This is a genomic window from Rhizobium sp. 25PS6 (assembly GCF_032464655.1).
GTDB classification, from domain to species: domain Bacteria; phylum Pseudomonadota; class Alphaproteobacteria; order Rhizobiales; family Rhizobiaceae; genus Rhizobium; species Rhizobium laguerreae.
The window spans coordinates 87,175-101,954 of sequence record NZ_JAWDIV010000024.1 but is presented as its reverse complement, the minus strand read 5'-3'; the positions used below and the strand labels follow the sequence as shown (position 1 = coordinate 101,954).

At 62.0% G+C, this 14,780-nt stretch carries 12 protein-coding genes; 3 read left to right on the top strand and 9 right to left on the bottom strand.

The genetic code is table 11. The annotated features are described in order from the left end of the window. Positions 1–11: 11 nt before the first annotated feature. Positions 12–1,409 carry a dipeptidase gene (locus RWK44_RS29050; RefSeq protein WP_168339309.1) on the top strand — a complete coding sequence of 466 codons (1,398 nt, stop codon included), beginning with the start codon at positions 12–14 and terminating at the stop codon, positions 1,407–1,409. Positions 1,410–1,554: 145 nt separating this feature from the next. Beyond that, complete coding sequence (locus RWK44_RS29045; protein ID WP_131663856.1) at positions 1,555–2,820, top strand: glycerate kinase type-2 family protein; 1,266 nt, start codon at positions 1,555–1,557, stop codon at positions 2,818–2,820. Positions 2,821–2,904: 84 nt separating this feature from the next. Here RWK44_RS29045 and RWK44_RS29040 read toward each other — a convergent pair whose 3' ends face one another. Continuing rightward, positions 2,905–3,858 (bottom strand): NAD-dependent epimerase/dehydratase family protein, encoded by a 954-nt coding sequence (locus tag RWK44_RS29040; RefSeq protein WP_168281708.1) that lies wholly within the window; start codon positions 3,856–3,858, stop codon positions 2,905–2,907. A gap of 96 nt (positions 3,859–3,954) precedes the next feature. Further along, positions 3,955–4,911 carry a lytic transglycosylase domain-containing protein gene (locus tag RWK44_RS29035; protein ID WP_168281706.1) on the bottom strand — a complete coding sequence of 319 codons (957 nt, stop codon included), beginning with the start codon at positions 4,909–4,911 and terminating at the stop codon, positions 3,955–3,957. 220 nt (positions 4,912–5,131) lie between these two features. Between RWK44_RS29035 and RWK44_RS29030 the strand changes: the two genes are divergently transcribed. Continuing rightward, the gene (locus tag RWK44_RS29030; protein WP_168281704.1) at positions 5,132–5,854 is read left to right on the top strand and encodes a glutathione binding-like protein; all 723 of its coding nucleotides are present in this window, start codon (positions 5,132–5,134) and stop codon (positions 5,852–5,854) included. Positions 5,855–6,007: 153 nt separating this feature from the next. Here RWK44_RS29030 and RWK44_RS29025 read toward each other — a convergent pair whose 3' ends face one another. From RWK44_RS29025 to RWK44_RS28990, 7 genes are all read right to left on the bottom strand, one after another. Then, on the bottom strand, positions 6,008–6,667 hold the full coding sequence (locus RWK44_RS29025; RefSeq protein WP_017964008.1) for a peroxiredoxin: 660 nt from the start codon (positions 6,665–6,667) through the stop codon (positions 6,008–6,010). Positions 6,668–6,961: 294 nt separating this feature from the next. Beyond that, positions 6,962–7,960 carry a TRAP transporter substrate-binding protein gene (locus RWK44_RS29020; protein WP_077981203.1) on the bottom strand — a complete coding sequence of 333 codons (999 nt, stop codon included), beginning with the start codon at positions 7,958–7,960 and terminating at the stop codon, positions 6,962–6,964. 13 nt (positions 7,961–7,973) lie between these two features. Further along, positions 7,974–9,806: a TRAP transporter large permease gene (locus tag RWK44_RS29015; protein ID WP_168286558.1), complete on the bottom strand. Its 1,833-nt coding sequence runs from the start codon at positions 9,804–9,806 to the stop codon at positions 7,974–7,976. A 118-nt stretch (positions 9,807–9,924) separates the two neighbouring features. Then, complete coding sequence (locus tag RWK44_RS29005; RefSeq protein ID WP_003538873.1) at positions 9,925–10,908, bottom strand: ABC transporter permease; 984 nt, start codon at positions 10,906–10,908, stop codon at positions 9,925–9,927. Beyond that, positions 10,905–11,900, bottom strand: a complete 996-nt coding sequence (locus RWK44_RS29000) for an ABC transporter permease (RefSeq protein WP_017991160.1) — start codon at positions 11,898–11,900, stop codon at positions 10,905–10,907. Before RWK44_RS29000 ends, RWK44_RS29005 begins: the two co-directional genes overlap by 4 nt. After that, positions 11,897–13,435 (bottom strand): sugar ABC transporter ATP-binding protein, encoded by a 1,539-nt coding sequence (locus RWK44_RS28995; RefSeq protein WP_316029799.1) that lies wholly within the window; start codon positions 13,433–13,435, stop codon positions 11,897–11,899. Before RWK44_RS28995 ends, RWK44_RS29000 begins: the two co-directional genes overlap by 4 nt. Before the next feature lie 77 nt (positions 13,436–13,512). Then, complete coding sequence (locus RWK44_RS28990) at positions 13,513–14,652, bottom strand: sugar ABC transporter substrate-binding protein (protein ID WP_131663850.1); 1,140 nt, start codon at positions 14,650–14,652, stop codon at positions 13,513–13,515. Positions 14,653–14,780: the final 128 nt, after the last annotated feature.

Sequence of the window (14,780 nt, the reverse complement as noted above, 5' to 3'; positions counted from 1 at the left end):
GAGGAGAGACGATGACCAGTATCATCCATCACGACATCGATGCCGTTCTTGCCTACGTGGACCGGAGCCTTGATGACAGTCTGGCGCGGCTTTTCGAGCTGATCCGCATTCCGAGCGTCTCGACCGACCCGGCCTATCGTGATCACTGCCGGGCTGCTGGCGAATGGCTGAGCCGGGATCTGGCTGCCATCGGCTTCGAAGCATCGGTGCGCAAAACGACCGGCCATCCGATGGTCGTCGCCCATGAAAAGGCGGCGTCCGGACCGCATCTGCTGTTTTACGGCCATTACGATGTCCAGCCGGTCGATCCGCTGGCGCTGTGGACGAGCGATCCGTTCGAGCCGCGCATGGAAGCCTTGCCGAATGGCGATACCGCGATCGTCGCGCGCGGCGCTTCCGACGACAAGGGGCAATTGATGACCTTCGTCGAAGCCTGCCGCGCCTGGAAGAGCGTCACGGGTAAACTGCCGGTGCAGGTGAGCGTGCTGTTCGAGGGCGAGGAAGAGGCCGGCAGCCCGAGCCTCGCACCCTTTCTGGATGCCACGGCGGACGAGTTGAAGGCCGATGCGGTTTTCGTCTGCGACACGGATATGTGGGATCGCGAAACGCCTGCCGTCACGACGATGCTGCGCGGTATCTTCAGTACGGAAATCGAAGTCACCTGCGCCGATCAAGACCTGCATTCCGGCATGTTTGGCAATGCCGCGCGCAATCCGCTGCAGGTGCTGTCAGACGTCGTTTCGAGCCTGCGGCGAGCCGATGGCGGCGTCGCGGTCGAGGGTTTTTATGATGGCGTGAAAGAGCTGCCGGACGCCATCAAGGCGCTGTGGAAAAGGCTGCCCTTCGACGAGGAGGCCTTTCTCGGTGATATCGGCCTCAGAGATCCGGCCGGCGAGGCAGGCCGTTCCGTCCTCGAACAGATCTGGGCGCGGCCGAGCTGCGAGATCAACGGCATGAGCGGCGGTTATACAGGCGAAGGCTTCAAGACGGTCATTCCGGCGAATGCAAGCGCCAAGATTTCCTTTCGCCTGGTTGAAGGACAGGATCCTCAGGCGATCCGCGATGCCTTCCAGCGGCACGTGCGCGCACGTATCCCTCAGGATTGTTCGGTTAGCTTCAAGGATTACGGGCTTTCGCCGGCAACCGTCATGCCGATCGACAGTCCGTTTCTCACCAGAACGCTTCAGGCGCTTTCGACGGAATGGCAATGCGAAGCGGCCCTTGCCGGCACGGGAGGCTCGATCCCCATCATCGGCGAATTCAAACGCCGGCTCGGATGCGATGCCCTCCTGGTCGGCTTCGCCCGCTTTGACAACCGCGTCCACAGCCCGAACGAAAAATACGATCTCTCCAGCTTTCATAAAGGCATACGATCCTGGGTCCGCATCCTGGCCGCCCTCGCCGACTGACGCGAATGTACCGCGCCGCGTAGCTTTTCGGGAGCAGCAAAGGACGCTGTAACACTTTGAATTGCTGCATTATGCAGTAGGCTATGGTGCAGCAAGCGCAAAGCGCCCCACATCACCATCGACACCGAGGCAGCAGAGACCACCGATGACGATAACCGCTCCCCGCGATTTCCTGAAAGGCCTGTTTGACGCGGCGGTTCGCGCCGCCGATCCGCTGACCGGCATCAAGGCGCGTCTGCCTGAAAGGCCGAAGGGAAGGACCGTGGTGATCGGCGCCGGCAAGGGCGCGGCGCAGATGGCGCGGGCGCTCGAAAGCGTCTGGGACAGACCGCTCGAAGGTGTGGTGGTCACCCGTTACGGCTATGGCTGCGAGACACGCGGCATCGAAATCCTCGAGGCAGCGCATCCGGTGCCGGATGTGGCTGGCCTTGCCGCCGCAAAGCGGCTGACGGAGACGGTGAACGGGCTGACGGAAGACGATCTGGTGATCGCGCTGATCTGCGGCGGCGGCTCGGCGCTGCTGCCCGCCCCGCCGGACGGGCTGACCCTCGAAGACGAGATTGCGCTCAACGAAATGCTGCTTGCCTCGGGCGCGCCGATTTCGGCGATGAATGTCGTGCGCAAGCATCTCTCCACCATCAAGGGCGGCAGACTTGCAGCAGCGACCAAAGCGAGGGTCATCAGCCTGATCGTCTCCGACATTCCCGGCGACAACCCGGCTCATGTCGCCTCCGGACCGACGGTGCCTGATGGTTCGACACGGCACGATGCGCTCGACATCATCAGGCAATACGGATTGCAGCTGCCGCAGGCAGCACTCGACCATCTGAACTCGCCGAAAGCCGATGCACCGCGGCCGGACGATCCGGTGTTTTTGCGGCACGCGCATCACATCATCGCCTCCGCCGGCGTTTCGCTGGAGGCAGCTGCCGCCCTGGCAAAATCGCAGGGGATCGAGCCGGCTATCCTTTCAGATGCGATCGAGGGGGAATCGCGTGACGTGGCGCTGGTGCATGCGGCGATCGCCCGCGAGGTGTTGGGCCGGAACAGGCCGTTTTCCAAGCCGGTCGTCATCCTTTCCGGCGGCGAGACGACGGTGACGCTGAGAGCCAAGGGTGGCAAGGGCGGACGCAATGGCGAATTCGCGCTCGCCATGGCGCTTGCGATCGACGGACAGGAGGGCATTCATGTCCTCGCCGCCGACACCGACGGGATCGACGGTTCGGAGGATAATGCCGGCGCCTTTGCCGATGGCGGCACGGTGAGGCGCCTGCACGCCGCCGGGCTCGATCCGCGCCGGCTGCTCGACGGCAATAACAGCTATTCGGGCTTTGCGGCCACCAGCGATCTCTTCGAAACCGGCCCGACCGGAACCAACGTCAATGATTTCAGGGCGATCCTGATCCGTTAGAGCAATTTCAGGAAAAGTGCGAAGCGGTTTTCCGTCCGGAATTGCGTAAAACAAAAGCAGCCGGCCGCCGGCGGCGCTGGCGGATCAGGTCTCGATCCGCCCCTGCTCGACCAGCCAACCCACCGATTCCTGCACCGCCTGCAGGGAGGTGTATCTCGGAGTGTAACCCAGCAGGCGTCCGGCTTTTGCGATCGAACAATTCGGGCTGCGGGCAATATGTTCCCAGGTCGCCTTCGCATCGTCAGCCGTCTGACTTTCGGCCCAGGCGTCGAATGGGGCGAAGCTGAGCTTCGGCTCGTGCCCGAACCAGCGAGACATGGATTCGGCATAACCGCGAAGGGTCAATGCCTGCTCCGAAACCGCGTGGAAACTTTCACCGGTAGACGCATTCCGGTTGGCGATCACATCCATGAACATCGCCGCCACGTCATCGGCATGGACGTGATGAACGGTCTCCAAGCCGAAATGGGGCAGCGCCAGGGTCTCTCCGCGGGCAAGTGTTGAAAAGACCTGCAGGTTGAAATTGCCGGCCGGATTGAGCGGCGTCCAGCCGGGACCGACAATGTGCCCGGGATGGATGATGGTTGCCGGAAATCCGCGAAGCCTTGCCTGCTGCTGCAGATAGGTTTCGATCGCCGCCTTCTGCGTGCCATAGTCGCCGAAGGGAAATTTCGGCGTCTCCTCCAGCGTGGGTACGACCGTCGAATGGCCATGCGTCCAGATCGTGCCGGTATGCAGGAAGTGACCGACATGCCCTGACAGCGCCGTCACCAGATGCTCGGCACTTTCCAGCGTGAAGCAGATCATGTCGATGACGATGTCGGCTTTCAATGCACGTACGGCCGGGCCGAAATCACCCGTCAGTTCCATGGCTGCCCGATCCATCTGACGCTGATCGACGGCAGCCCAGGCGTGGTTTGCCGTATAGGGCTTTGCCGTGCCGCGGCTGATCGTGACGACGTCGTGACCGGCTTCCACCAGACGGGGAACGAGATAGGTTCCGACATGGCCCGTTGCTCCGATTACCAAAACCCGCATCGTCGTTCCTCCCTTGGCATTTCCGTGTTGAATATGCCGCGCTCAGGTGATCCTGCAAGCAGACTTTTCGTGATCAAGTCGGCTCAACCAGGCCCGCTATCGATTCTTGAAAACAAGACAGGTGCCGCCGTGTTTGCGGATCTGGTTGCAGAGGTCGTTGGCTTCCATGCGCGTCTGCCGGCCGATGCGGACAGCATAACGCGGCCGAAAACCGAAGCTGCGATCGCGCTGGCGCAGGATCAGCGGCTGCTCCGCATTCAGGGGCGCGGGCAGATCCTGCATAGCATCGAGAAACATGCGCCGGGCGACCGCGACATTCGCATTCGCCGCAAGCTGGACGCCCCAGGGCGCCCATTCACCCTCCTGACGCCAGGGCGTGTCCTTCAACGTCCGTCTCTCCGCAAGCGCCACGCAACCATCGAGGAAGGACTTGTCCTTGTCGAGCGGGGCGGCCGCATCTTCCGGTGGGTTATCCTTCCATTCCTCGACTGTATGCGCGGTGATCGCCATGACGTAGCTACGTGTCTCGTAAAGTAATCTTCCTGACGCAAGGTAAGTCGCAAGGCCGTTTTCACCGGCATTATAGGCGGCGGCGGCAAGGCCGAGATTGCCGAAACGATTGCGCAATTCGTCGAGATACTGCGCCGATTTCCGCAGCGCTTCCAACACCTGGTAGCTGTCTTCGAGACCGCGCAGTTTCGCCGTTCCGGGCATGAACTGCGCAATCCCCTGCGCTCCCTTGAAGCTGACTGCATCAGGGCGAAAGGTGCTCTCTCGCCAGATGAGACGGGCGAAATAATCCGCTGGCAATTGATTGGCGCTGGCGAAATGCTCGATCGCGACGCAAAGGTCGTAGTTGAAACTGTCTTTCCGGATGCAGAGCGTCTCACCCGATCCCGCCGCCGAAGGTCCCGAATACAAGCAGGCCGGCGGCCCGGCGCTCCCCTCAGGCTGGGCCTTTACTGTATCCACGGCGGGAAACAGAAGACCGAGCGAAAGCATGGCCTTCACCGATCTCCTCCCCATGTCGGACTGACGCTTCCGGCCTATCATCGGATCTCAGCAGGTTCGAACTTCCATCTCGACGCTCGATTCTAGATACCATCGATCAAAGCGCGACGCTTCCCCATTCCATATCTGCACCCGAATTGGCGCCAGGAACGCTCACAGGTTTTTAATTTCGCCATCGATTTTGGAACAAACATATTCGGCCTGCCATGGTCGCAGCGCTATTCTGCTCATCAGGAATGCTTAAGCGAATGAGGATAAGCAGATGATTGATCTCCACTACTGGCCGACGCCGAACGGCAAGAAGGTTTCGATCTTCCTGGAGGAAACGGGCACGCCCTATCAGCTGGTGCCGGTCAATATCGGCCGGGGCGACCAGTTCAAGCCTGATTACCTCAGACTCAATCCCAATCACCGCATGCCTGCCATCGTCGACCACGAACCTGCCGATGGCGGCGGTCCGTTGAGCGTCTTCGAATCCGGCGCGATCCTCTTCTACCTCGCCGAGAAGACCGGCAAATTCTGGCCGCAGGATCTGCGCGGCAAATACGAGGTCACGCAATGGGTGATCTGGCAGATGGCGAACCAGGGGCCGAAACTCGGCGAAGCCGGTCATTTCCGTCGCCTTGGCGATCGCGAAGGCGACCAGTCCTATGCGGTGCGGCGCTTCACCGACGAAGCCAACCGCCTTTACGGCGTTCTCAACATGCGGCTACGCGACCGGCGCTATCTTGCCGGCGACGAATTCACCATCGCCGACATCGTCAGCTATCCCTGGACCGTCAACTGGCAGGCACAGGGTCAGGACATCAACGAGTTCAAACATTTCAAGCGATGGTTCGAGGAGGTCGGCGCAAGGCCCGGCGTTCAGCGCGGCCTTGCGGTTGGCGCCGATCTTGGCACCGACAACAGCAAGCTCTCCGAAGAGGAACAGGCACGCATCCGCAAGATCCTCTACAACCAGCGCGCCCTTCCCGTTCCGGATTGAGCCTAAGCAATTCCAGCAAAAGTGCGCGGCGGTTTGCGTCCGGAATTGCGCAAAAACAAGGCGCAGCGGGGCGACATTCTTCCAGAATGCCTGCAGGAAAAAGCCGCCGGGCCATATGGCCGCGGCGGCTTGGGAGTGGCTTGAAAGCAGCAATCAAGCCGTTGGCTGCTTGGTCTTCCTGAGATAGGGCAGAACCGTATCGAAGGAGCCGAAACGCGTGATCGCGTCTTCGTTGGAAACCGCGGCGGTGATGATAACGTCCTCGCCCTGGTTCCAGTTCGCCGGTGTGGCCACCTGGTGCTTGGCCGTCAGCTGGATGGAATCGATGGCGCGCAGGATCTCATTGAAATTGCGGCCCGTCGTCATCGGATAGGTCAGGATCAGCTTGATCTTCTTATCGGGACCGATGATGAAGACCGAACGCACCGTCGCATTGTCGGCAGGCGTGCGGCCTTCCGAGCTCTCGCCGGCGCCGGCCGGCAGCATGTCGTAGAGCTTGGCGACCTTGAGGTCCTTGTCACCGATCAGCGGATATTCGACGTCGAAGCCGGTGGCGGTCTTGATGTCGTTCTTCCACTTGGCATGGCTTTCCACAGGATCGACGGAGATGCCGATGATCTTGGCGCCACGCTTGGAAAATTCCCCGGCCAGGCCAGCCATGGCGCCGAGCTCGGTCGTGCAAACCGGCGTGAAATTCTTCGGATGCGAGAACAGGACGGCCCAGCCGTTGCCGATCCAATCGTGAAAGCTGATCGGTCCCTGTGTGGTGTCGGCGGTAAAATCGGGGGCAATGTCGTTGATGCGTAAGCTCATGGTCGGCCCTCCAAAGCCTTGTGTTAAATGTTGTTCATCCCAAATCGAGGCCATGGGATCCGTCCGCCGGAAGCGGTCGCAAGATTGCGGTCATCAGGATCGCGCCGGCTGAAGGTAAAAAACTTCCCATCCCAGGATTTTCAGTAAGTCATATACCACGATCACCGAAGGCATGCTCTTTCGATTTCCGGCCTGCTTCGGCATTATTTTTCCGGCAAGTGCGCGCGATGAAGAGACCGATGGCTTTTCCATCGGTCCCCGTTCAAAGCTGCAGGAGAACCGCCCGCCGCTTGCTCAGGCGGCCTGGATCGATTTGATCCTGTCGATGCCGCCGACAATAGGCGCGAAATCGTCCCACACACCCTTTGCGCCCTTCTGCCATTCGTCGAAGGCTTCCGGCTTCAAGAGCTTTCCGCCGTTGGCAAGTGCGGTCTCGACGGATTTGGATTCGTCGTCGACGATCAGCTGGTTGAAATAGGCAGCCCCCTCGCTGGAAGCCTGCTGGAACACCGCCTTCTGCTCGTCGCTGAGGCCGGCCCAGAAGGTCGAGGCATAATAGACGACGCCGGATGCCCAGATGTGCCCGGTCTCGGTCATATCGGGCACGACCTCATAGAGCTTGAAGCCGGCATAGGCCGACTTGGTCAGATCCATCGCGTCGGCGACGCCGGTTGCGAGCGCATTATAGGTCTCGGTGATCGGAATGCCGATCGGCGTCGTGCCGAATGCGCTCCAGAGCTTGGTGTGCAGCGGGCTCTGGATGACGCGAATGCGCTTGCCCTTGAGCTGCTCCGGCCGCGTCACCGGTTCCTTGGTCAGGAGATGGCGGGCGCCGTAGTTGATGAAATCACCGACGACGAAATTCTGCGCCTGCAGTTTCTGTTTGAGATCGGCGCCGACATCGCCGGCGACGGTCCTGCGGACATGGTCGGCATCGCGGAAGAGGAAGGGCAGATCGAGGATCTGCAGTTCCGGCGCCCATCCGGAGAGCGACGAGACCGTGGAAAGACTGGCCTGGATGGAGCCGAGGCGCACGCCTTCGGCCACTTCCTTCTCGCCGCCGAGCGCGCCGTTCCTGACGATATTGAACTTGAACTGGCCGGGAAGCTTCGCTTCGACCAATTCGCCGATCTTCACCCAGATCTTCGTTTCCGGCTTGTCGTCGCCGAGCAGCGAGGCGATCGTGATCGTCGTCGTGCGGGCGGCGGCGGTGCGGACGATGGCGGGCGCTGCAAGCGCCGTTCCAGCGAGAGCTGCGGTCTTCAGGAAATTGCGTCGGTTGAAATTGTCCATGGGGTTGTCCTGTTTACGAGAAGATGATGGCCCAGGCGCAGAGGATTGCGAGCGAGACCAGGAGAGCGAGCAGATAGGGAACCACCGCCCGAAAGAGCTCTGAGGCGGGAATGCGCGTGACGCCGCTGACGACGAAGATCAGCATGCCGAGCGGCGGTGTCAGTCCATGGATCATCAGGTTGACGACGATGATCACCCCGAACTGAATGGGATCGATGCCGGCGGCGACCGCTGCCGGCAGCAGGATCGGGCCGAAGAGCAGGATCGCAGCGCCGATATCCAGAACGAGGCCGATCACCAGCAGGATGACGTTCGACAGCAGGATGACCGCAAGCGCGCTGCCGCCGAGCGCCGTCGTCAGGTGCGAGATCAGTCCGGACACGTCGTCGACCGCCAGCAAAAAGGCAAAGGGGCCGGCCGTGCCGATCAGAAGGCCGATCGCCGCCGCTTCGACTGCTGCCTGGCGAAAGGCGGCATAGAGCGAGAGAACGCCGAGGCGCGCGCCGATGCCGAGCAGCAGCGTGTAGAAAGCAGCAAGAGCGGCGGCTTCCGTGGTCGTGACGATGCCGATGCGGATGCCGACGACGACGATGACGCCGAGTCCGAAGGCCGGGATTGCCTGGACCGCCGATTGCCAGCGCTGCCTCGCGTTTGCGCGTGGCAACGGCACCTGTTCGCTGACCGTCAGATGGATTGCGACCGCCAGGCATATGGCCATCAACCCGCCGGCAAAGAAGCCGCCGACGAGCAGCGAGCCGACGGAGAGATTGGTCGCGGTTGCAAGGATGAGAAATGCGATCGACGGCGGGATGACATTGTCGAGAACCGATGTCGAGGCGATGATCGCCGCCGCCTGCGCCGGAGGGTAGCCGTGTTTGACCAGCTCGGGCTGGAAGGTCGATGCGCCGAAGGCGGCATTTGCGACCGACGAGCCGGAGGCGCCGGAAAAGAGGACGCTGGTCAACAGCGTCGTCTGCGCCAGCCCGGCCCGGCGATGACCGACTATGGCGGCGGCGAAGCGCACGAGCTGATTGGCGACGCCGGAGACAGTGAGAAGACCGCCGGCGAGCAGGAAGAAGGGAATGGCGAGCAGCAGGAATTTCGAGATGCCGGTGACGGTCGCGGAAACGATCGCGGGCTCCGGCAGGCTGCTGCCGAAGGCGATGGCGACATAGGCTGCGGCAAGAAAGGCGTGCGGCAGAGGCGCAGCAAGCACGAGGCCGACCGCGGCGATCAGTCCGAGAAAGATGCTCGGCGGCCAGTCGAGATCGAGCGAGACATGCGGAATGCCGGCATAGAGCGCGACACCGACGGCAAGCGAGAGCAAAACCGGCAGGATCCTGCCTTCGGCGACGCGCTGTAGAAGCAGCACGACGAGGATCAGCGCGCCACTGGTGCCGAGGAAGCCGAAGCGGATCCATTCCGGCACGCCGAGCGTCGGCGAGACGCCGCCAAGCATCGTCATGATCTCGCTGCCGCCGAAGCTCAGAATCAGTGCCGAAAGCACGGTGAAGACATCGGCGCCGATCGGCGTGACCTTCTGCAGGCTTTCCGGCAGCATCTTGACGAAGACGTCGAGGCGCATGGCAAGCGCGCTGTTGAGACTGAGCGGCGCGCCGAGCGCGATCAGGCCCACATGCAGCCAGATGCCGAGATCCTCGGCGCCGATGAAGCCGGCGCTGAAGAAATAACGCAGGCAGACTGTGACCAGCACCATGAAGAGCAGCACCGCGAGAACGACTGCCGCGGCAATGCCGAGAACCGCTTCGACCGCCCTCAAGGCGCGCGCGGCAGGTCCGTCATCCAGAGCAGTCCGTTCGATCGGATGAAATTCGCTGGTGGCCACAAAACGTACCTTCTGACTTCCCTGGTGACATCGAGCCGCGGCAGCTCCTTTTCGCCGAAACGATAGGTTTCCTCAAGCAGCGGATGCTGGAAAACATGAAAGTATCGACAACGGCCGATCAGGCCGGCTTCTGGCGGCCATAGAGCAGGAGCATGCCGATGATGACGGCGCCGTAGATGAGCTGGCGGCCGGCCTCCTCGATCTGCATCACCGAGAGGATGGATTGCAGCAGCGTGATCAGGATGACGCCCGCCACCGTTCCGAGGTAGGAACCTTTGCCGCCGAGCACATGCGTGCCGCCGAGAACGACGGCCGCGATCGACGGCAGCAGATAGGCGTCGCCCATGGATTGCGACGCCTTTGACGCGTAACCCGCCAGCAGAACGCCGCCGAGCGCGCTGAGCCCTCCCGAAATAACAAAAGCCAGAAGCGTAATGCGACGAGTATTGATGCCGGACATGTAGGCGGCGCGCTCCCGGTTTCCGATGGCGTAGAGCGACCGGCCGAAGGTCGTCCGCGTCAGCATGAAAACCGCGGCCAAACCCACGCATAGCCAGACGAGAACCCCGTTAGGGAGGCCCGGGATTGTGTAGCCGGTTGCCAGGAACCGCATGGCCGGCGTGGCCGAATCCTGCGGGGAGAAGCCGCCGGTGTAGACGACCATCAGCCCTTGCGCGACGGCATTGGTCGCCAGCGTGATGATCATCGAGGGAATGCGGAGATAGGCGACCGCCAGGCCGTTGACGAGACCGATCGCAGCGCCGCAGAAAATGCCGAAGGGGATCGCCAGAACCGAGCCGGTCGTACCGTAAGCGGTCGCGGCGCAGGCCATCATCGCACCTGTCGTCACAACCCATGGCACCGAAAGGTCGATCTGGCCGAGCAGGATGACCGCCATCATGCCGGTGGCGATGACGCCAAGGAACGAGGCCACCTTCAGCTGCTGCAGCAGATAATCCGGCGACAGGAAATTCGGCGAATAGATCGATCCGGCGAGCAGAAGCAGGATGATGCATCCGAAGGCGGTCGCCACCGCCGGATCGACGCCGCGCAGGCGTGTGGGCACTCGAAGCTGCCGCATGAGAGACGCTTCCTCGCTCATTGAAACCACTCCAGCCGATTGCGGACCCTGGCAAGCCCGATGCAGCCGATACTGATCGCCAGCATCAACACCACGCCCTGGAACAGCGGCTGCCAAAGCGGATCGAAATCGAAGACGAAGAGCAGGTCGCCGATCGTGCGAAAGGCCAGGGCTCCGAAGACAGCGCCGACGGCGCTTCCCTTGCCCCCCGCAAGGGAAACGCCGCCGAGCACCACCGCCGCGATCGAATAGAGCGTGTAGGCGTTGCCGCTCGCAAACGCCGCTTCGCCGGTATAGGAGAAAAAGGTGAGATAGAGCCCGCCGATCGCCGAAAGCAGTCCCGCCAATGCATAGGCGGTGAATTTCGCCCGCTTGACCGGCATTGCCGACATATAGGCGGCGTTCTCGGCCGAACCCACCGCATAGGCCGCCCTGCCGATCGCCGAGCGGCTGAACGGAACCCAGATGACGACAATGACGGCGAGGAGAACCACGAGGCTTGCCGGAACGATCCCAAAGAGCTTCGAGGTGAAGGCATCGGCCAAATCCTCGTTGACCGAGCCGCCGGGCGTCGGTCGCAGCAACAGCGCCAGCCCATAGAAGATCGCGCTGGTCGCGATCGTCGCCACGATAGGCTGCAGCCGGCCGAAGATGATGATGAGCCCGTTCAGCATGCCGCAGCCCAGCCCGGCGAGCAGCACCACGACGATGCCAGTTCCCGTCTGCAGCGGCGTGCCGACGACCAGCCAGGAGGCGAGGCAATTGCAGAGGACCAGAACCATGCCGGCCGAGAGATCGATGCCGGCGGTGATGACGACCAGGCATTGCGCCATGGCGACGAAGGCAAGCAGCGTCGCCTTGTTCGAAGCCGTCTGCACGACGTTGGGCGTGAAGCCCGCCGGGTGGTTCGAGACGTAGAGGGCGAACATGGCGACGAAGAGGAGTGCGGCAAACAGCGTTCCCTTCTGCTGCGCATACCAGAACCGCCGGTCGCCGGAAGCATGCTTGTTCATAGGGCAATCCTTTGCGCTGCGTGGTCGCCGGCGATGTTGAGAGCGGCGCCGATCAGCTCGTGCTCGTTGATCTCGGCGCCTTCGAGCTCGCGGATGATGCTGCCGTCATACATGACGAGCACGCGGTCGCAGCAGCCGATCAGTTCGTCGTAGTCTGTCGAATAGAAGATGATCGCCGCTCCCGCATCGGCAAGCTTGCGCAGCAGCAGATAGATTTCCTGCTTGGTGCCGACGTCGATGCCGCGTGTCGGATCGTTGAGCAGGATGATGCGCGGCCGGTTCATCAGCCATTTAGCGATGACCACCTTCTGCTGGTTGCCGCCGGACAGGGCGGCGACGGGCATGTCGATCGTCGCGGCCTTGATCGCCAACAGTTTGAACAGGTCGTCGATCTCGCGACGCTCGGCCGCCCGGTCGATCACGCCGTTGCGCGAGACGCGGTCGAGGGCTGCAATCGACAGGTTCTCGCGCACGGTCATCGGCAGCATCAGCCCTTCGGTCTTCCGATCCTCGGGGATCAGCGCCATGGATATGCCGCCGGACTTGGCATCACGGGGACTTTTCAGCGTCACCGGCCTGCCGTCGATTACGACTTCACCCTTCACATCGCGCAGCACGCCGAAGAGGGCCAGCAGCAATTCGCGCTGTCCCTGCCCGTCCAGGCCGCCGACGCCGATGATCTCGCCGGGCTTGATATCGAAGGTGATGCCAGAAAGCCTATCGCCCCAGGAAAGGTCGCGGCAGGAAAGGACCGGCTTTACCTCTCCGCGATGCGCCGGTTTCGGCGGAAAGACATTGCTGTATTCGCGGCCAATCATCAGCTCCACCACCTGCTGGTCGGTCTTCGTGCCGGCCGGATAGGATTCGATGCTGCGGCCGTTGCGGAAGACCGTGCACTCATCCGCCAGCTGGGCGATCTCGTGCATGCGGTGGGAGATGTAGATCAGCGCCATTCCCTCGGCGCGCAGGCGCTTCAGCACGGCAAAGACCTTTTCGACATCCGACTGCGTCAGCGCCGAGGTCGCCTCGTCGAGGATCATCAGCCGCGGCTTGCGGGCAAGCGCCTTGGCGATCTCGACCATTTGCCGCCGGGACAGGGGTAGATCCTTGACCAAGGCGGACGGATGAATGTCGGAGGCGCCGGCGCGCGCTAACGCTTCCTCGGCGATCCGCCGCTGCCTGCGCCGGTCTATCATGCCGAATTTCAGCGGTGGATTGCTGATGACGATGTTGTCGGCGACCGAGAGGTCGGGGATCAGCGAAAGCTCCTGGAAAACGCAGACGATGCCCGCCGCATTGGCGGCGGCCGGCGAGGCAAAGGCGATCTCCTTACCGTCGAGCAGCATGCGTCCTTCATCAGGCGCCACGACGCCCGCCATGATCTTGATCAGCGTTGATTTGCCGGCGCCGTTCTCGCCGAGGACGGCATGGATCGCGCCCGGCCGGATGGCGATATCGGCATCCTTAAGCGCGACGGCACCGCCATAGCGTTTCGATATGCCTTCCATGCGGAAAAGCGGTTCGGGCAAGGTCATGCATCCAGCCTCCATTCGGTCTATCACCTTCGAGATTGCGGGTGCGAACACCCGCAATCAGATCCGGAGGACGGCTGCTATTGGTTCTCTTTGGACTGCCCCATGATTTCCTGAGCGCTGAAATTAATGCCGCAGGTGGGGAAGGAATTGCCGACGAAGAAGTTGTCGGACTGGGTGGGATAATAATCCTCGCCTTCCTTGAAATCAGGATCCGAAACAACCGCGGTCGGCAGCTTGACGGCCTGCGGCACGACCTGACCCTCAAGGGCTGCAATCGCCGTCTTGATGGCGACGGCGACCTGGGCCGGGCCGGTGCCGGCGGACGAGCACTTCAGGCCGTCGGCGGCATGGGCAGCGCAGAATTTGCGGAAGCCATTTTCCGTCTCACCGCCGAAGGGCACGAAGGGATGTTTGGCATCGATCATCGCCTGAACGACGCCGGTATCGCCGCCCTGGGCAGTGATGCCGTCGAACGGGCCGTTGGTGGCGATCGCGTCAGCGGTTGCCTTCTGTGCAACGCCGTCATCCCATTTTCCGACGACCTCGGTTACCGTGAACTTCTTGCCCGAAGCGTCCAGGGTTTCGTGGATGCCGTTGTGGCGATCCGTATCGACCGAGGTGCCGGCGACGCCACGCACTTCCAGCACCTTGCCGCCGTTCGGCAGATGCTTCACCAGCCAGTCGGCCCAGAGGACGCCGAGCCCCTTCTGGTCGACGTTGACATTGATAGCGTCCTTGGTGTCCAGGATATTGTCGAAAGCGACGAGGACGACCCCGGCCTCTTTGGCGCGCTTGATCACCGGCCCGAAGGCGGTCGGGTTCTGCGCGTTGACGACGATGGCATCATAACCGGCATCGATGAAGTTGTTGATGGCGGAAATCTGCGCCGGCACATCCTCGCCTGTGGAAACGACCTTGAACTCCTTCAGCTTGGCTGCGACATCGGGCTGGGCGGCGTAGGCCTTGGCCGTCTGCACCATCTGGATACGCCAGGTGTTGGCGATATAGCCGTTGGCGAGCGCGATGCGATAGGGGCCGTCCTTCTTCGGATATTGCAGGAACTGTGTGTCGGCTGCCCACGGCACCATGCAGCCGGGCTCGGCGGCCGGACCGGACACGACCTTCGGTTCCGCACTGGCCGCGCCGCAGAGCAGGGCAAGCGCGGATACGGAAAACGCGGCAATGCGAGCCAATTTGGCTTCTTTCACCTTAAACATGAATGTTCTCCTCCTCAGGCGGACCGAGCCGCCTCTCCTATGCTTTGATTTGCATACTTGGTCCCGGAAGGCTCCACCCCGTCCCTTTCCGGTACAATTTTAGGTTAACATAGTTGACAGCGCTGTCA

Coding starts and splice junctions, on each gene's coding strand:
- RWK44_RS29040 (WP_168281708.1), bottom strand. CDS start 3,858: ATGCGGGTTTTGGTAATCGGAGCAACGGGCCATGTCGGAACCTATCTC.
- RWK44_RS29030 (WP_168281704.1), top strand. CDS start 5,132: ATGATTGATCTCCACTACTGGCCGACGCCGAACGGCAAGAAGGTTTCG.
- RWK44_RS29035 (WP_168281706.1), bottom strand. CDS start 4,911: ATGATAGGCCGGAAGCGTCAGTCCGACATGGGGAGGAGATCGGTGAAG.
- RWK44_RS29050 (WP_168339309.1), top strand. CDS start 12: ATGACCAGTATCATCCATCACGACATCGATGCCGTTCTTGCCTACGTG.
- RWK44_RS28990 (WP_131663850.1), bottom strand. CDS start 14,652: ATGTTTAAGGTGAAAGAAGCCAAATTGGCTCGCATTGCCGCGTTTTCC.
- RWK44_RS29000 (WP_017991160.1), bottom strand. CDS start 11,900: ATGAACAAGCATGCTTCCGGCGACCGGCGGTTCTGGTATGCGCAGCAG.
- RWK44_RS29025 (WP_017964008.1), bottom strand. CDS start 6,667: ATGAGCTTACGCATCAACGACATTGCCCCCGATTTTACCGCCGACACC.
- RWK44_RS29020 (WP_077981203.1), bottom strand. CDS start 7,960: ATGGACAATTTCAACCGACGCAATTTCCTGAAGACCGCAGCTCTCGCT.
- RWK44_RS29045 (WP_131663856.1), top strand. CDS start 1,555: ATGACGATAACCGCTCCCCGCGATTTCCTGAAAGGCCTGTTTGACGCG.
- RWK44_RS29005 (WP_003538873.1), bottom strand. CDS start 10,908: ATGAGCGAGGAAGCGTCTCTCATGCGGCAGCTTCGAGTGCCCACACGC.
- RWK44_RS28995 (WP_316029799.1), bottom strand. CDS start 13,435: ATGACCTTGCCCGAACCGCTTTTCCGCATGGAAGGCATATCGAAACGC.